Origin of the sequence: Achromobacter sp. Marseille-Q4954 (genome assembly GCF_943737025.1) — a bacterium.
Lineage (GTDB): Bacteria > Pseudomonadota > Gammaproteobacteria > Burkholderiales > Burkholderiaceae_B > Achromobacter > Achromobacter bronchisepticus_A.
On the sequence record NZ_CALSFQ010000001.1, the window covers coordinates 1,277,571 to 1,293,123 of the forward strand.

At 67.0% G+C, this 15,553-nt stretch carries 17 protein-coding genes; all 17 read right to left on the reverse strand.

Going from position 1 to position 15,553, the window contains the following annotated elements:
* Nucleotides 1-13: 13 nt before the first annotated feature.
* Nucleotides 14-373 carry a hypothetical protein gene (locus NGK62_RS05920; protein ID WP_020204509.1) on the reverse strand — a complete coding sequence of 120 codons (360 nt, stop codon included), beginning with the start codon at nucleotides 371-373 and terminating at the stop codon, nucleotides 14-16.
* On the reverse strand, nucleotides 370-1,764 hold the full coding sequence (locus tag NGK62_RS05925) for an integrating conjugative element protein (RefSeq protein WP_029043921.1): 1,395 nt from the start codon (nucleotides 1,762-1,764) through the stop codon (nucleotides 370-372). The genes NGK62_RS05920 and NGK62_RS05925 overlap by 4 nt, the downstream gene beginning before the upstream one ends.
* A gap of 9 nt (nucleotides 1,765-1,773) precedes the next feature.
* Nucleotides 1,774-2,724, reverse strand: coding sequence for a TIGR03756 family integrating conjugative element protein (locus NGK62_RS05930; RefSeq protein ID WP_020204511.1), 951 nt, complete (start codon nucleotides 2,722-2,724; stop codon nucleotides 1,774-1,776).
* The gene (locus NGK62_RS05935) at nucleotides 2,721-3,167 is read right to left on the reverse strand and encodes a TIGR03757 family integrating conjugative element protein (protein WP_029043922.1); all 447 of its coding nucleotides are present in this window, start codon (nucleotides 3,165-3,167) and stop codon (nucleotides 2,721-2,723) included. Before NGK62_RS05935 ends, NGK62_RS05930 begins: the two co-directional genes overlap by 4 nt.
* Nucleotides 3,168-3,330: 163 nt before the next feature.
* Nucleotides 3,331-3,825, reverse strand: coding sequence for a JAB domain-containing protein (locus NGK62_RS05940; RefSeq protein ID WP_020204513.1), 495 nt, complete (start codon nucleotides 3,823-3,825; stop codon nucleotides 3,331-3,333).
* A 175-nt stretch (nucleotides 3,826-4,000) separates the two neighbouring features.
* Nucleotides 4,001-4,765, reverse strand: a complete 765-nt coding sequence (locus NGK62_RS05945) for a DsbA family protein (protein WP_021195316.1) — start codon at nucleotides 4,763-4,765, stop codon at nucleotides 4,001-4,003.
* Between the two features lie 13 nt (nucleotides 4,766-4,778).
* Nucleotides 4,779-7,667 (reverse strand): conjugative transfer ATPase, encoded by a 2,889-nt coding sequence (locus NGK62_RS05950; protein WP_021195315.1) that lies wholly within the window; start codon nucleotides 7,665-7,667, stop codon nucleotides 4,779-4,781.
* On the reverse strand, nucleotides 7,667-8,116 hold the full coding sequence (locus tag NGK62_RS05955; protein WP_031329484.1) for a TIGR03751 family conjugal transfer lipoprotein: 450 nt from the start codon (nucleotides 8,114-8,116) through the stop codon (nucleotides 7,667-7,669). Before NGK62_RS05955 ends, NGK62_RS05950 begins: the two co-directional genes overlap by 1 nt.
* Entirely contained in the window at nucleotides 8,097-9,515 is a 1,419-nt protein-coding gene (locus NGK62_RS05960) for a TIGR03752 family integrating conjugative element protein (RefSeq protein ID WP_021195313.1), read from the reverse strand. Before NGK62_RS05960 ends, NGK62_RS05955 begins: the two co-directional genes overlap by 20 nt.
* The gene (locus NGK62_RS05965; RefSeq protein ID WP_020207102.1) at nucleotides 9,505-10,419 is read right to left on the reverse strand and encodes a TIGR03749 family integrating conjugative element protein; all 915 of its coding nucleotides are present in this window, start codon (nucleotides 10,417-10,419) and stop codon (nucleotides 9,505-9,507) included. The genes NGK62_RS05960 and NGK62_RS05965 overlap by 11 nt, the downstream gene beginning before the upstream one ends.
* Nucleotides 10,416-11,108 carry a PFL_4703 family integrating conjugative element protein gene (locus NGK62_RS05970; RefSeq protein WP_020207103.1) on the reverse strand — a complete coding sequence of 231 codons (693 nt, stop codon included), beginning with the start codon at nucleotides 11,106-11,108 and terminating at the stop codon, nucleotides 10,416-10,418. The genes NGK62_RS05965 and NGK62_RS05970 overlap by 4 nt, the downstream gene beginning before the upstream one ends.
* Complete coding sequence (locus NGK62_RS05975; RefSeq protein WP_021195312.1) at nucleotides 11,105-11,515, reverse strand: TIGR03750 family conjugal transfer protein; 411 nt, start codon at nucleotides 11,513-11,515, stop codon at nucleotides 11,105-11,107. Before NGK62_RS05975 ends, NGK62_RS05970 begins: the two co-directional genes overlap by 4 nt.
* Nucleotides 11,516-11,526: 11 nt before the next feature.
* The gene (locus tag NGK62_RS05980) at nucleotides 11,527-11,886 is read right to left on the reverse strand and encodes a TIGR03745 family integrating conjugative element membrane protein (protein WP_021195311.1); all 360 of its coding nucleotides are present in this window, start codon (nucleotides 11,884-11,886) and stop codon (nucleotides 11,527-11,529) included.
* 16 nt (nucleotides 11,887-11,902) lie between these two features.
* Entirely contained in the window at nucleotides 11,903-12,136 is a 234-nt protein-coding gene (locus NGK62_RS05985) for a TIGR03758 family integrating conjugative element protein (protein ID WP_003821106.1), read from the reverse strand.
* Nucleotides 12,133-12,516 carry an integrative conjugative element protein, RAQPRD family gene (locus tag NGK62_RS05990; protein ID WP_041106340.1) on the reverse strand — a complete coding sequence of 128 codons (384 nt, stop codon included), beginning with the start codon at nucleotides 12,514-12,516 and terminating at the stop codon, nucleotides 12,133-12,135. Before NGK62_RS05990 ends, NGK62_RS05985 begins: the two co-directional genes overlap by 4 nt.
* Before the next feature lie 98 nt (nucleotides 12,517-12,614).
* Entirely contained in the window at nucleotides 12,615-13,364 is a 750-nt protein-coding gene (locus tag NGK62_RS05995; RefSeq protein WP_041106338.1) for a TIGR03747 family integrating conjugative element membrane protein, read from the reverse strand.
* Entirely contained in the window at nucleotides 13,361-15,550 is a 2,190-nt protein-coding gene (traD, locus tag NGK62_RS06000; protein ID WP_029044392.1) for a type IV conjugative transfer system coupling protein TraD, read from the reverse strand. The genes NGK62_RS05995 and traD overlap by 4 nt, the downstream gene beginning before the upstream one ends.
* Nucleotides 15,551-15,553: the final 3 nt, after the last annotated feature.

Genomic DNA, 15,553 nt, shown 5'->3' on the forward strand with positions numbered 1-15,553 from the left:
GCGCCATCTCCCCTCAACCCGCCTGCATCAGCAGGCTGGCTTCCAGCGCCACGATGGCGATGACGCCCGCGATCTCGGTGCGCACCAGGCGGCGCCGCGCCTGGGCGTCGTCCTCACGTTCCAGCAGCCGGCGGCGCATCCAGATCCACCCGTACACCGTCGCCCCGTACAGACACAGCCGCCACACGAAGAAGTAACCCGCAGCGGCGGCGAGCCACCGCTCCCATCCGGCAACGCTGCCGACCAGGTAGATGCCGGCGATGTTGGCCGCGACCGCGGCGGCAACGATCAGCACCGTCCACAGCAGCGCCTTCGCCGCGCGCCGGCTGAACAGCCAGCGCAAGGGGGGCCAAGTCATGCGCGCCGCGCTCATGGCCTGGCTCCTGGATTGCCCTTCTGCAACTGGTCGAGGCGGTCGGGTACCGGATCACCCTCGTAGATGCCGCGCGAGCCTGCCGCGCGCGTGCCGTGCCGCTGGATGATGGCCATCGGTGAGTTGTTTGCCAGCTCGCGGCGCAGCTCCAGCTCCGTCTTCAGGTTGCGGATCTCCTGGTCGAGCGTGTCGCTCTCGTGGTTCACGGCTTCGACCGCGAGTTCGTTGGCTGCGACGTTGGGCTCCTTCTTGCCCGTGAGCAGCGTGCGCTGGAGCAGCAGCGCTTTTTCCAGCACCGACGACAGCGCCACCTCCGACGCGAGGCGCCGCGCCAGAAGGTCCTGGTCCGGCTCGTCGCGCAGCGCCTCGATCACGCCGCGCGTGATTGGCAGCGACGTACTGCCGGCCTCGCGCAGGTTCTCAAAGGTGGTATTGCGCGTGCCGGAAACCAGCTCCTGAAGGACCTCCAGCTTCGCCTCGTACTCTTCCTGGATCAGCGGCGTCAGCCCGACGCCGGGCACCGTCTCGGTCTTGGTGCAGGAGTCGCAGGTGCGCTGCACCTGCTCTCCGAGGACCCGCGTGGCCCATTCGGTCGCCTGCTGCGGCGACGTCCAGGTCTGGCAGGACAGGCTCGCACAACTGGCGGACGCGATGGAGGACGTGTCCGTCACGCCACGACCGTTGACCAGGTTGTAGCCCGCGCGGGTGACGTCGCCGACCACCCGGATGGCGGACTGGCCTGCGCCACCGGCATTGCTGCCACCCACCCATGGCACGCCGTCGTTGCCGCGGCGCGTCTCGGCCTGCTCGACGGCCGACACGGCATCGTTGCTGCTCACGGCATCGCGCAGTGCCATGCCTTCGGCCATCTGACTCCAGCCAAGCTGCCCGCCCGCCGTCTCAGCCATCTTCTCGGCCATGGCGCGACACGTCAGCTTCGAGCGGTCGAAATCCAGCCTTGCCTGCAGCACGCCGTTGGTCAACAGGTTATACAAGCCCGGATCGGCCCGCTGGATGATCAGCGCAGGCAGCGATGCGACCGCGCTGGTCGCGCTCTGGATCACGTTGCTCATGATCTGCTGGAATCCATTCGTGATCCCATTGAGCTGATTGCGCAGCGTGGTCTGGATGCTCATGTCGCCGCAGATCAGGTTGCTGTTCCAGCCCACACCGACGCCGATGGAGCGCATGCCGGCCGCGCGGCCCATGGACACGGCGCTGCCGCCACCGATCGAGTACATGACGTCATCGCCGATGACGGGGCCGCTGTTCTGGTATCCAACCTGCGCCCACGCCAGGCTGCAGACCAGGGCGAGCGCGCCAGCCAGCGGTGTCGGGCGCAACAGGCGGCACGCCCTGGTGGAGAGGTTCATCGGTTCAGGACGCTTCATCGTGGCACCTCAGAGGAAATCGACGCTGCCCAGAAACACCTGGCCACGGCGTTCGCAGCAGGCATAGGGCCGCCACAGCGCCCAGGCGTAATCGCCTTGCTGGGCCTGGGTCAGCGTGCCGCTGTGGGGGAAAACCACGCAGGTGTTCGACAGCCGAGGCGTCAGTTCTTGCCACTTCCCGGTGGAGGCATCGCCTTCGACCAGCGCGCCGGCTGGCCAGTAGCCATCGCGCGCGCTGGCGAGCAGCGGCTGGTACACGTGCAACTGCCCGCGGCGCGTGACGACATCGCCCGCACGCTGGGCGACCACGGCCCCGGATTTGTGGTCGTCGGTCTGGTGCAGGAAACCACCGCGGGGGTACACATTGCCCCAGAGGTTCACGGTGGTACGAGCGCCCACCTCACGCATTCCCGGAATCAGGGCCTCGGGATAGACGGACTCGGGCACGTTGTAGCGCCAGGCCAGCGTATCCAGGGTGCTGAGCAGATACGGCATGAAGGCCGTGCCCGCGCCTTGGCAGAAGTAGCCGGAGGACGAGGCGAACTGGTTGAACACCTCGCCGCCGGGGTGTCCGATGACGTCACTGTTTTTGAATTTGGCGAGGTTGTTTTCGTGGTCTTCGTTGGTGGTGCCGTCGCCGCCCGCCTGGGCCGAGGCGTTCGGCATGCTCATCGCCCGCACTTCGACCCAGGGGTTCTCTCCGGTGTTGCTGTAACTGGAGACGACCGCATCGGGCACGTAGTGCCGGACCTTGGTGGATGTGCGCACCGTGCAGCCCGTCCAGGTGCAATACAGCCAGTAGCAGATGCCCACCACCCGGTACTCCAGGCAGTCCGGCGACATGACGGAGGACACGATGGTGGCGGTGTTCAGGGCGTAGCTGCCCGTGGCACTGACCAGCAGCAGCGAGGCCACGGCGACGCGCAGGCGGCGCAGCAGGTCGAATGGGCGATGGGTCACGGCTGCGTCCTCCGGTGCTGCTCGATGCGGGACACGGCCCGGGCCATGTCAGGCTCGCCATAGACCACATAGCGTTGATCCACCACGACGGCCGGGATGGTGGCGACGCCCAGGCTCCATGCGTCGGTGATGCCTTGGTAGGCGGTGCCGATGCGGCGCTGAAGGTCGGTGCCCCCATGGTTCAGCCGTTGCCGGACGACGGCTACCGCCCGCTCGGAATCGGCTGGCAGATCCGCGGAAAGCTCAGCTTCGAGTCGGGATGCCTGGTCCAACTCGATCAGCCGTTCGCCGCCCATGGTCTTGACCGGGTGGCGACTGTCGGTGACGACCACCACGTCGGCAGCGAAGGTGGCCGGGCTGAACACCGCCAGAGACGCCGGCAGCGCCACGGCCAGGCCAAGGGTTCGCCAGCCTGGTGCGAACCGGGTAAAAGCTCCTGGCATGTCTTGCACCCCGGAAGTTGATCAGGGCCATAGTCAAACGCCGAACCCCATGCGGCCCCAACAAACAATGCGCATTGCGGCCTCCCCGCATACCTGCTTGTGTCGCCGCGAAGAAAAATCGGAGGCCGAAGCCTCCGCGCTGATCAACGAAGCAGTGCAACCCTTACAGCAGGCCGGACTCCGCAAAGGAGAACGGGGCGCCCTGGCCGACGATGATGTGGTCCAGTACCCGCACATCGATGAGTGCCAGCGCAGCTTGCAGTTGCTGGGTCAGCATGCGATCCGCGCTGGACGGCTCGGAGACACCCGAGGGATGCTGGTGGGCGAAGACCACCGCGGCGGCATTCAACTCCAGCACACGCTGCACGACGACACGCGGATAGACCGAAGTCGAGTTGATCGTGCCCCTGAACAACGGCTCGTAGGCCAGCACCTGGTGCATGCTGTCCAGGAACACAGCGGCGAATATCTCATTGGGCTCGGCGACCAGTTTCAGGCGCAGGTACTCCCGCACGGCGGCCGGTCGGCTGAGGCACGGTCCAGCTTTGAAGATCCGTCTCTCCAGCAGCACGATGGCGTGCTGGATGATCCAGTCCTCGTGTTGGGCAGCGATGGCGGAAAGCGAATCCAGGCAGGAGTCATTGACGACGAAAGACATGGCGAACCTCCAGACGGTGAGATCGGAGGGCGCGCGCCCTGGGAGGGCAAGCCCTCCTGGGGAACGAAAAAACTGCATCCATCACCGCGGCAGCGGTGATCGTTCGCGACCAGGATGCGAGGCGAACGGGGTGCGGTCAGCGCAGCGGACTGCGCCGTAGCCTTGAAGACCGGGGCTACCTGGGCATGTCGCCGACGACGTCGGCAGGCATTTCCGATGTGGGTGTGGCGGCGGGATCGCCGGCCGCGAGCATGTCCATGGCCGACAGCAAGGCATCGCCCTCGATCGGACCCTGCAGCAGAATCGCCTTGCCGGTTTCGCGATCGTGCAGCCGCAGCGACGGCGTGGCGGTCACGCCGCTGTTCGTGGCTTCCGCAGTTTGGGTGCGAATCGCCGCGTCGGGCCGCTCGCTCGCGATGCACTGCTCGATGGCTGGCGTAAGGTCGGGGTAGCGCAGGTCCTCGGGCACGCCCTGGCCGTCGCTGCGTGTATGGGCATAGACCCACTCGACGACCTGCCAGAAGGCGGCATGGCCGTTGGCTTCGCCCGCGCATTCCGCCAGGCGCGCTTCCGCGGACGCGGCCGGCTCATGCGCGGCCAACGGCAGGTGATGCCATTGCAAGGCCACGTCCGCATTGCCGGCCACCCAACGCTTGATTACTGGGAGATAGGACCGGCAGAACGGGCATTCGAGGTCCGCGTAGAGCGTCAGCGTGAAACGGCCTGCCGGGTTGCCCATCTGCCACGGAGGCCCAGCCACCTGCGTCTCGCTGGCCGGCGCTGAAGTCTGAGGCGTGGACTCGCCAGGCAAGCGGGACACGATCCAGATCAGCATCAGCGAAAGCAGCGCGGCGGCCAACGCCCAGGGCCAGCGGGGCCGCCAGCGCCGACGGCGGAACGCCTGGACCTGCATCGGAATGGAAGGACGTTTCTGTTCCATGGCGTTCTCCGGCTTACGAAAGTTCCAAGGCGGGCGACTCGATGCCGCGTGCCTGGTCGATCTTCTCGGCCACCTTGAAGGCGGCTTCCAGCTCGGTGCAACCGTATTGCTGCATGAGCTGGTAGCGCTCGGCCTTCTCCTCGGGCTCGGTCTGCGCGAGCGCGAGGTAAAGGCTCGGCGGCACGGCGCGGAACAACACCTCCATGCTTTTGGAGAGGATGACACCCTCGGTGAACTTGCCTGCCTCTTTGCGCGCCGAGAGCATCAATGCCTTCTGCGCGGGCGAGAGTTCGCGGAACCGAGCGATCTTTTCCACTTCGTCCGGCGGCATCGACAGGCACAACCACCACTCAATCATGTTGAGCATGGGCTCCGCGGCGCGCGGCAGGTCGTCGATATTTTGTGTAGCCAACCAGTACCAGGCCCCTAGCTTGCGCCACATTTTTGTGATTTTTACTACGTAGGGTGCAAGCAGCGGGTTCTTGGTGATGATGTGACCTTCGTCGGTCACGTTGATGATCGGACGGCCCAGGTACTGGTCGCGCTCGGCGATGTTGTTCACCGTGCTGATCAGGCTGATGTAGGCGATGGAGAGCTGCGCGTTGTAGCCTTCGCGCGCATAGGTCGCGAGATCCACCAGGGTGATGTCGGCCTCGGGCCACGGCGTGCCGTCGCGGTCGAACATCTCGCCGTCCGTGCCTTGGCAGAACATGTCCATCGCGTCCGCCATCTCCAGCAGCCGCACGCGCCGCATCTCGGGCAGCGTCGGGGCCTGGCCGCGCGTGCGTAGCGCGTTGCGCACGTCGCGCGTGAGCACGGTGCGCTTCTCGCTACCACCTCCACCGTGGCAGTGCTCGGCGGCGTCGAGAATGCACTGGCGGATCAGCGAGCGATCGGCCCGCGTCATCCGCGCTTCTTCCTTGTCCTCACCGCCCGTGATCATCAGGCGCGCCGTGATCTCCAGTTCGCCCAAGACGTCGCGCTGCTCGTCCGCCTCCATGGCCGAGGCATCCGGTGGCAAGTCTTCGTCCAGCGCGTCGGCATCGAGTGTCTGCACGTCGCTGGGCGTCTCGATCAGCCGGCGTGCGTCAGCGAATGGCGCCAGGGTCACGCCCGAGCCCGGGGCCAGCTTGACCCGGTTCACGGTCAGGCCCAGGCGCCTGGCGAAGTCGCTGAACAAACCGAAGCTGTTGCCGGCTTCCACGATAAAGAGGCGCGGCCGATAAATGGCCGTGACCTGGTTCAGCAGGTTGTTGAGCGTGGCGCTCTTGCCCGAGCCCGTCGGGCCGAACAGGAACAGGTGGGCATTCATCTGCCTGTCCAACCTGTTGAGCGGATCGAAGGTGATCGGTCCGCCGCCACGGTTGAACATCGTGATGCCGGGATGCCCCGTACCCTGGGCACGGCCCCATACCGGCGACAGGTTCGCCGCGTGCTGGGCGAACATCAGTTGCGTGTACCACCGGCGCCGATCCTTGCCGGGGTTGTAGCAGCACGGCAGCCAGCGCAGGTAGCTGTTGAGCGGCGCCACCTCGTCGTCCTCTCGCACTGGTTGCAAGCCGGCGTTGAGCATCACGTTCGTGAGGTCCAGGCCGCGCCGGTCCAGTTCCGCCTCGTCGCGCCCGCGCAGGTAGAACGCCAGCGTGCCCCGGTAGAGCTTGTGCGCGCTGCCGATCAGGGAGCGGGCCTCGTTCACGTCCTTGAGCGTCTGCTCCGACGCCAGCGTCTCGCCCACGGCCTTCTTCGCCAGGTGGTTCAGATCCGATTCAAGGACGTCCTGGGGCGTGGCGACCATCGTGAGACAAAGCAAGGTGTCTTCCGGCATCTGGTCGAACAGCGTGTTGATCGCATCGCCCTTGCGGGTCTCGCCGGTCAGGTGTCCCGTGCCGGGCGGCATGCGCAGCCGGTCGGTGATCAGCACACGGTGCGGCATGCCGTCGAAGTACCAGGTGCCGTGCTCCACGTCAGAGCGTGGCTGGCCGAAGAACAGCCGCTGGCTGAAATCCTGCCCACTCGCCAACTCGATCTCGCCGGCCTCGGTCTCGTCGGGGTAGCGCGCCAGTGCGTAGAAGCGCTCCCGGTCCTCTGTACTGGGCCCGAGCATCGCGGGGCGCGGATTGAACCACCGCAGCAGCCAGTCGTGAACGTCCGCCGCGACCATGCGCCGTGCCTGGATGCCGGCGTTCGCCAGCCCGCCGCACAGGCGGTCGCAGACGATGTTCAGCATCTGTTCGGGCGTCTGGCCGCGGCGGCTTGCCTGCCCGGTGGCACGGCGATAGACCACCATGCGCACGCGCCGCGTCTGCCCGCGCCAGCGCAGACGGGTAACCACCGTGTCCTCGAACAGGCCGCCCGGCTTGGCTACCGCGCGCAGGTGGTGACGGAAGAAGCGCAGGTAGAACTCGGTGAATGCCGTGCCGCGGGCGCGTGGCTGCACGTAGTCGCACAGGGTCTGCATGTATTGGTCAAAGCTCGGTTCGTCCTGTGCGTATAGCTGGAGCACCCAGGGGTTCTCGTCCAGTTCATCGAAGCTGTCCTGGAGCGCGTTTTCCAGGGCGTCGCGGGCATGCGCGAGCCAGCCAGGCTCCCGGCCCTCGGTGCCCAGCGGCACCAGCTCGAAGAAGGCGGCTACGGATTGACCGTCCTCCAACAGCATGGCCTTCGACTCGGGCAAGAATTCCACCCAGGGCAGCAGTTCCACGAAGGACGGGGCGACGCCGTACAGCGCCTGCTCCTCGGCCACGGTCGCCGGCCTGCGGCCCTGCACCGGGGCGCCGGGTTCGGGGATGCCGGCCTGCTGCAAGGCTTCGACGTGGCGCTGCCAGCCGTCCGGCTGCTCATCGCCGGCCGGGCCGCTGATGCCGGCGCCCGCCAGCTTCGGCCAGGGAAGTTTCCACCGCATCAGTAGGCCTCCACGCGCTCGCCTGGCATGGCGTACTGGATGCGCTGGTACAGGGGGAAGACCGTGGTGTAGCCCGGAACCGGCACCGGGTCCGTGCCCGCCAGGTGCGGATACACGTACATGACGAGATCGGGATTGGGCAGGCGCTGGAACTGGTGATGGACCTCGTTGCGCGCGGTGCGCGTATAGCGCATCTGCTCGGCAGGCGCGGCCTGCATGTCGGCGTCGGTCAGCGGCCGACGCAGGCTCTGGCGCGCATCGAGCAGTTGGCGGCCGGCATTCCGTCCGGCTGCGCCACCGCCGTCGCCGGCCTCCTGCTGCCAGATGTCCATCATCGTGCGGTCACCGTGGGTCAGCAGCTTTTCCTTGCTGGTGGCGCAGCCGCCGAGCGCCGCGACGGCGAGGACCAGCGCCAGGCCACGGGCCAAGCTATTCAAGTTCGAGTGCATGGCTTTCTCCTGCGCGGTGATCGACCTTGCGGCCTTCGGGATCGAAGTCGATGGCGAGCGGCTTTTCGAGGTGAACGGCGACCTTCGCGCCGGGCTGGACATAGACGGCGGCGAACGCTTGGCCGTAGAGCTTGTTGACCCAAGCCGACATGTCCCGCACGCCGCCCGCGAGAATTTGGCCGACCGCTTCCTGGCCGCTGATACCCACGGTGCCGATGGAGCCGTCCGAGCCGACATAGGACATGCGCCCGCTGTCGCTCTCGATGAGCGAGGCCACGCCGGCACCGGCCGCGGTGATCAGGGCTTGCGAGCCGAGGTATTGCTGGGCGTTGCTGCGCCGCTCGCCGCTGACGCAGGGAATGCCGTAGGGATCGCTGATCCAGCCCAAGCCATCGCGCTGCTGGTTGTTCTGCTGGTTTCCTTCGCGGTCTTCGGGAATCGTGCGGATCGTGCCGTCGTTGAAGACGAACGTGATGCTGCGCACCTGGCCGCGCACGCACGAAAGCGTCCAGTCGCCCGATGCGGTGCCGCTGAACACGGCGCCGGCCACGTCGGGAACCTCGATGCCATTGGCGGTCAGGTTGTCCGGCCCGACCAGCACTTTGAACGGATACGGATCGTTGACCGTGCCGTCGATCGGCACACGCCCGATCAGCGCGGTCATCGCGACCGAGCCCATGAGCGTGGAGTTCGTGGGGACGGTATAGACGGGCTTCGCGGCTTTGACCCCGGCGGCGCGCGCGTCCGCGTTCGCCACGATCTCAGCCGTGGTTTCCAGCGTGCGTTGCGCGGGGCCGAAGCTCGTCGGGAAGCTCATGCCGCCAGCCGTGCCGCGGCCCCCGTTGCGTCCCTCGGCAGGCTTCGCGTCATCCGGTTCAACCCAGCGCATGCCGCCTTCCATCCCGACCTCGTCCCCCCCCTGCAGCCCCAGGCCCACGGGCAGATCGGCATGGCTGCCGCCACGCCCGCCAATGCTGTCCAGGCGCCGCTGCAGATCGGCGAGCAGCCCCTCGGTCTGCTGGCGCTCGCTGGCCGCCTGCTGCTGGTCGCGCCGCAGGTTGGAGCGTTCGGACTCCAGCGCAGAGTTGATGCGCTGGTCGATCGAGTTCTCGCGCTGACGCAGCCGCTGGTTCTCCTCACGCTGGGACTTGTTGTCCGAGAGCGCCGTCTGAAGCTCGGTGCGCAACTGCTTCACCTGCGCCACCAGGGTCGCCACGGTGTCGCGCGGGGTATCGCCCTCGATGCCCAGTGCTTTCATTTCTTCGGGCGTGAGCCGGGCGCTGGCATCGCCAGCGGGTGGCGCCGACGTGCTGCCGCCCGAGAACAGCCGGATGCCGACGAACAGCACCAGCAGCGCGACCGGGATCATCAGCCACTTGAGCAGGCCGTTACTGCGCATGGTCGGCCTCCTTGCTTTCGGTGGCTTCGGCTTCTGGTTGCGGCAGATGCACGGCTGGATCGAAACGATGAATGGCCGGCAGCAGCGACTGCGCCAGGCCGCGCCCGCGCGTCACCAGGTACAGGACGGTCGTGTCCTCGGGCGTTCCGCGCGGACCCAGCGCCTCGTGCTGGAAGGTCGCGGTGAGGAAGTCGCCTTGCAGCACACGCGGATCAAGGTTGACCCAGCCGGAGCTGGTGTTGGTGAGGCGCACGGCCGTCACCCATTGGTCTTCCAGACGCCACGACGCGAGCGCCACCGCGCGAGCGGGCAATGTCGGCATCAACGTGCCGAGGTCCATGTCGCGCCGCAGATTGACGCGCATGACGCCCGGCAGTGGCTCCACGGTGCGCAGCGGCGCGTAAAGGTTCTGCGCGGCGAAGCGTGTCAGGACAACCGGAACCGGGGTTTCGCGCCGCACCGGCCGCACACCCGGCTGGTCTTGGCCACGCGCGGGAGGCTCCGCACCGTCAAGCTGCTCGCCATAGCGCGGGGGGGTACTGTTGCCCTCGACGATGCGCACTGGCTCCAGTTCGGCTTCCCCGTCCTTGGGCGACTCGGCCGCGATGTCCAGCAAAATCAGCGCGCCGGTGTCGGCGTCCTGCAATTGCAGCCGCGTGGGCTCAATCGGCTCGTTGGCGCGCAGGTACACCGCGCCGCCCGCACTCTGTACGCGCAGGCGTTCGCCGAGGCCCGCGGGCACGCCCACACGCACGTTCCGGTCGATGAACACGATGCGCTCCTGGCCGACCTTCAGCGGCACCGCCAGCGGCATGCGTTCCCAGCGCAGGATTTCCACCGCCTGGGCAACGGGTGCCGCGGCCACGGCCAGCAGCCCCAGCAGCGCGAGTACAGGGTGCTTCATGGGGTGGTTCCTCCTTGAGGAGCTTGCGGAGACAGGCCACTTGGCGCCGAGCGCGTCGGTTCCGGGGCGTTGATGCGCTGGGGCGTGCCGTCGTAGCAGTCGAGTGCCAGGCCGAAGGGGTTGCGCGCGGGGTCGATGTCCACCTTGGTGACTTTCACGGGGTAGCGCACCAGGGCGCGCTTGACTTGTTCCGCGCCGTAGTACTCGTCCGCGGTGATGTCCAGCGTCACCACCCAGTCGCGATCGGAGATCGTGCGCACGCGCGCCGTAGGGTCGTCGCCGTAGCCGCGGCCAGGGATTTCGTAGATGCCGCGCACGCGCTGGCGCAGCTCGCCCGTGCTGCGGCGGTAGTCGTAGTCCGCGCGCAGGAAGGCCTGGCAGGACGGGGTGAGGTACGGCGAGAGCGTGTGAAGGTTGCGCGGGTAGTCCTCTTCGCCATTGGTCGGCCATCGGTTGAGGGTCTGGAACACGTAGAACGTGAACGCATAGACCGATTCGGGCGGCACCTCCCACCACTTGCGGGTGCTGCCCGAGCGCAGGTCAGGCGGGACGTGGATGGTCAGGTCGCGCGGCGCGCTCCACCAGCCGCCACCCATGACCAGGGCGACGATGACCAGGGCACCGGCACCCAGGCGAAGCGTCCTGATGTGCGCCTGCAGGTGGGTGATCTCGTTCTTGAAGCGGCTCATCGTGCGCTCCTTGAAGCAGACCGCCGGGTGGTCCAGAAGCCGGAGCGCGAGATCAGCACATGGCCACCGACCCAGCCCGCCATCAGCGGATGGCGCGTGGCGATGCGCCATTGCAATTGCCGATACAGCCAGGTGTCGGGGCGCCCGCGCTTGAGGCGGCGCAGGATGCCGCCGCCGATGAACACGCCCAGCGCCACGCCCAGGACGACGAACGTCGGTGCCAGCGCGATCGTGCGGAACACCCAGGACAGCGGCGTGCCGACCAGCAGGCCGGCGGCACCGGACAGGCCGCAGCAGATCCACAGTTCGTCGGCGGTGAGGCCCCGCACAACCACGGGATGGCGATTGAGCCGGTTCGGAAGGAACGTGACCGTCCCGTCCGCGCGGACGTGCTGCTGCTCGGACATAGCGGCCTCGCTTACAGGATGCCGGTGGCTTCGGTGAGCAGCCAGATGCCGATCACGAGCAGGACGGCGCCGATGGCGACCGTGAGGCCGAACTGGCCCCACGTCTTGCGGCCAGTGTGGATTTCCGCGTAAGTGCCGTAGGCGTGGTAGCAGACGCCGATGAACATCGATGCCACCACCAGCAGGGCCACGAGCATGATGATGTCGTAGCCGTAGTTGCGGATGGTCTCCATGATGCCGTTGCCGGTGCCGCGCGTCGGGTTCTCCAACTGCGGCAGACCTTGTGCGAACGACAGCGCCGGCAGAGCGGCGGCGCCCAGGGCCACGGCGGCGCGCTGAGCAAAGCGGGAGGTGAGGATGCGGTTGTGCATGGTCGGGCCTTTCAGGTCAGGACAGGAGGAAGAAACTCAGGACGAGGTACATCGCGACGAAGCGGATGCAGACGCCGAGGAACTGGCGCTGGTTGAGGCGGCTCTCGGACCACCCCACGTAGGCCGTTCGGATGGCCCAGACGCCCCACACGAGCAGGACCGCGAACACGGCGCCGACCAGGACGGTCGCCATCGCCGAAGGCGCGATGCCGCTGTTGGCTTGAAATGCCGAGACCTGGGCGCCGTTCATTGCTCGCCCTCCGCAGTCGTCTTCGGCGATGGCGAAGCGGCCCGCTCGGTGCGGTAGTCGCCGGCCAGTTCGGAGGGGTCGCGCGGCTGAGCGCGTGATGGCGTCAGGTGGAACTGGATGCCGGCGCGCACGCGCGCCAAGTCAGCCAGCAGCCGCGGGTAGTCGAAGTGGTAGCGCTCGCCCGGCGTGATGGGGGTATGCGCGGCGCTGTCCGCGACGGTGCGTTCCAGCGCGTCGAGCTGGCGCAGCGCGGCGACCAACTCCTGGCGCTGCGCCGGGGACTCGGCCAACGCCATCGGGGACTGGCCCAGCACGAGGGCCATCACGAGAAAAGTGGGCACGCCGCGATGCGCGGCGCGCAGCCAGATCGAAGCCACCATCGCGCCATTCCTGTGTGATCAGCAATGGGTTGATCGTGGAGATCAGGGCTGTTTTAGGCCGCAAACAATAGGAACCCGCGCACGACCGGATTGATGGTCTAGAGGTACTTTTTGAAGCTGCCCGCGGTCAGGCTCACGGCCAGTCCCAGCAAGGCTGCGCTGGGCAGCAGGATCACCAGCGGATGCACCGAGATCGGCAGCGCCAGGTAGGTGACCCAGGGCAGCACGGCCAGGGGCATCAGGCTGGCCTTCGCGCGGTGGTAGATGAAGCCGGATTCGCGGCCCGCGCCGAACCGGCGCACATCCCGTCGCACCAGGCCGTCGATCAGGCCGACGAATGCCGCAGTGAGGATCAGCGGCAGCGTGAGCACCAGGACCAGCAGGCGCACAAGGAAAGTCAGCGTCGTGAAGGCCGCGGCGACCAGGTAGCTCTCGGCCCAGACATAGGCCTGGCTGATGTAGTAGCGGAAGTTGTGCGTCTGCTCGTGGCTGGGCGCACGGGCGCGCTCGGCGGTCCGGCTCATGCGCTCCAGCAACCCCGAGCGCACGAACACCCATTCGTAGCCGGTATCCACCAGCTCGTGCGCCGTGCGCCCCGGCTCCTGTACGACCACACTGCGCGTAAAGTGGTTGGAGAGGTGTCCCAGCTCGTACTGCAACATCTGCTGGGAGTGGCGCCAGCCCTGATCCTTCCAGAACAGGTGCATGCCGACGCACTCGACCAGGATGGAGAACAGCAGCGAGCCGATCAGTACGCCGAGCAGCCGGAACGGCAAGGTGATGGTGCCGACGATCAGGCCTTGGCGCTGGTTCTGCTCCCGTTGCGCGGTCGAGGCGGCGTCCTTCATGGCGCGGCCTCGTCGGTGCGCTGGTCGGTATCGGTGGATACCGCGCCAGGCTCGACCGGAGCAGCATCATCCAGCAGGTCATCGGGCAAGGCTGCATCCTGCAGGTTCGGGGAACTGGTGAACTCCCACCACTGAGTGGCCTCGCTGTAGCTCTGGCGCATGTACCCGGCCAGTTGCTGCAAGTCCGCCGGCATCACCTCATCCGGGTCCGGCGCCGGCAGCGGCATGCGCACCTTCCAAAGCTGACCGCCCTGCAGCAGCGCGAAGCACTGGCCCTTGGGCAGGCCGACGACGTGCGACGGCTCGATCATCGGCACGCTGGACATGCTGATGCGGTCCTGAGTGTTCGATGTGAAATCCGTCGCGCCACGGATGTCCGAGCTGTCGGTCGCGCCGGAGACGATGGTGGTGGTATAGACCTCGACATTCGGCAACTGCCTCGTCAGCAGTTCGGCGGTGGCCGTCTCGCGCACGCGCAGCATGAACAGGTTGTTGAAGTTGCCGATCACCTGGCCGGCCTTCGCACGGTTGCCGATGCGGGCCTCGATGTCCGAGAGGGTCTGCGTGTACGCCGTGACCTGCAGCCCGGCACCGCCGCCTTTGTTGATCAGCGGCACGAATTCGTCACCCATGAGTTCATTGAATTCGTCCGCATGGACATTGATCGGCACGCGAGCACCAGCCGATGCGCCCGGCAGGCCGTCGTCGATTCCGTGCTTGTAGATGTGGCCGGCGACCGAGACGAGATCGCTGAACATCGAGTTGCCGACCGCTGCGGCGACCTCGGCATCAGACAGCGCATCCAGGCCGACATAGACGACGGCGCGCTTCCTGATCACCTGCATCCAGTCGAAGATCGGCCGTGGGTCGGCCAGGTCGGAGTAGTTCGGCGCCAGGAGCTGGGCGATCTTGCCGCTGGTGAGCTTTTCCAGCAGAGGCAGGAGGCTGGCGACGATCTTGTCGAAGTAGGTCTTGTCGTAGCGGACCGCTGAGCGCAGTCCGTCGAGTACCGGGTCGTAGTTGCGGGCCTGGCTCAGGTACTGCTCCAGCGCCACGACGCGCTTCTCGCGCCCGATCATGTTCCTGGGTATGTTCTTCTCGTTGAGCTTGGCCTCGATCTGGACGATCACCTCCCAGGCCTTGGGCTCCGTCTTGGCAAAGTAGTGCTGGGCGTACTCGATGAACAGCGCGTCGATGTTGATGACGTGGCGCTGGATCAGCATGTAGTCCGGGCGCTGCCCCAGTTCCACCAGGGCGCGAGCGATGATGTTCACGAAGCGCCATGCGAACTCGCGGAACGCCGCGCTGTTGCCTTCGCCGGAGAGCTGCCCCGCGATGCGTGTCGCCACTTCCGAGATCCGACCGAAGCGGCCCACGGCGTTGTAGCGGGCGCTGATTTCCGGCCAGCCCAAGTGGAAGATGTAGAACTCGCCTTCGCGGCCAGCGCGCTGGGCTTCGACGTACATCCGCTTCAAGAGATCGGCATCCCCCTTGGGATCGATGACGATGACGACCTCATGCTCGCCCGCGGCGTTCTTACGCCGGATGTCCTGGGTAACGAACAACTCGGCCAGACGCGTCTTGCCCACCCGCGTGGTGCCCAGCACCAGCGAGTGCCCGACGCGCTCGCCCAGCGGCAGGCTGACGTCCACTTCGTCGGGTTCGATGCCGTGCAGCCTTGGCAGGCCTCCCACAGGCGGCAACGGGCGCACGGGGTTGAAAGGCACGTCCCAGCCGGTGAGCTTCGGCAGGCGCGAGAGCGGCAACGGCGCGAACTCCAGCCGTTCCTCCAGGCGCCTGGTCAGCCGGTAGGCCGGCGTATGCTCGACGTAGCGGCGGAACTCGGGCCGGTACGTCTGCATCAGCCGATGCGTGTGCTTCTGCTCCCAGAGAAAGCCGCGCCCCACGAATAGGCGCTGCTGGCTGACCGGCACGTCCTTGCTGGTCATCACGTACCGCGGCAGACGGCGGATGTTGCGCCGGTAGCGCAGGATGATGCGGGCATCGCGGTAGCGGATCGCGCCGTAGGCGCCGAACGCCAAGGCGCTGCCGATGCCCATGGCCGGGCTCAGCGCGAGCGACCATGGGGCCACCAGGCACAGAAACGCGGCGCCTGCACACGCCGCGACGGTGTATAGCTCCACCGCTGGGCGTAGCAGAACCTCGACCGGCTGTTTGCCTGACATGGC

Bases quoted from the DNA above. Each gene is read 5' to 3' on its own strand.
- NGK62_RS05920 (WP_020204509.1), bottom strand. From the start codon at position 373: ATGAGCGCGGCGCGCATGACTTGGCCCCCCTTGCGCTGGCTGTTCAGC.
- NGK62_RS05925 (WP_029043921.1), bottom strand. From the start codon at position 1,764: ATGAAGCGTCCTGAACCGATGAACCTCTCCACCAGGGCGTGCCGCCTG.
- NGK62_RS05935 (WP_029043922.1), bottom strand. From the start codon at position 3,167: ATGCCAGGAGCTTTTACCCGGTTCGCACCAGGCTGGCGAACCCTTGGC.
- NGK62_RS05940 (WP_020204513.1), bottom strand. From the start codon at position 3,825: ATGTCTTTCGTCGTCAATGACTCCTGCCTGGATTCGCTTTCCGCCATC.
- NGK62_RS05945 (WP_021195316.1), bottom strand. From the start codon at position 4,765: ATGGAACAGAAACGTCCTTCCATTCCGATGCAGGTCCAGGCGTTCCGC.
- NGK62_RS05950 (WP_021195315.1), bottom strand. From the start codon at position 7,667: ATGCGGTGGAAACTTCCCTGGCCGAAGCTGGCGGGCGCCGGCATCAGC.
- NGK62_RS05955 (WP_031329484.1), bottom strand. From the start codon at position 8,116: ATGCACTCGAACTTGAATAGCTTGGCCCGTGGCCTGGCGCTGGTCCTC.
- NGK62_RS05960 (WP_021195313.1), bottom strand. From the start codon at position 9,515: ATGCGCAGTAACGGCCTGCTCAAGTGGCTGATGATCCCGGTCGCGCTG.
- NGK62_RS05965 (WP_020207102.1), bottom strand. From the start codon at position 10,419: ATGAAGCACCCTGTACTCGCGCTGCTGGGGCTGCTGGCCGTGGCCGCG.
- NGK62_RS05970 (WP_020207103.1), bottom strand. From the start codon at position 11,108: ATGAGCCGCTTCAAGAACGAGATCACCCACCTGCAGGCGCACATCAGG.
- NGK62_RS05975 (WP_021195312.1), bottom strand. From the start codon at position 11,515: ATGTCCGAGCAGCAGCACGTCCGCGCGGACGGGACGGTCACGTTCCTT.
- NGK62_RS05980 (WP_021195311.1), bottom strand. From the start codon at position 11,886: ATGCACAACCGCATCCTCACCTCCCGCTTTGCTCAGCGCGCCGCCGTG.
- NGK62_RS05985 (WP_003821106.1), bottom strand. From the start codon at position 12,136: ATGAACGGCGCCCAGGTCTCGGCATTTCAAGCCAACAGCGGCATCGCG.
- NGK62_RS05990 (WP_041106340.1), bottom strand. From the start codon at position 12,516: ATGGTGGCTTCGATCTGGCTGCGCGCCGCGCATCGCGGCGTGCCCACT.
- NGK62_RS05995 (WP_041106338.1), bottom strand. From the start codon at position 13,364: ATGAAGGACGCCGCCTCGACCGCGCAACGGGAGCAGAACCAGCGCCAA.
- traD (WP_029044392.1), bottom strand. From the start codon at position 15,550: ATGTCAGGCAAACAGCCGGTCGAGGTTCTGCTACGCCCAGCGGTGGAG.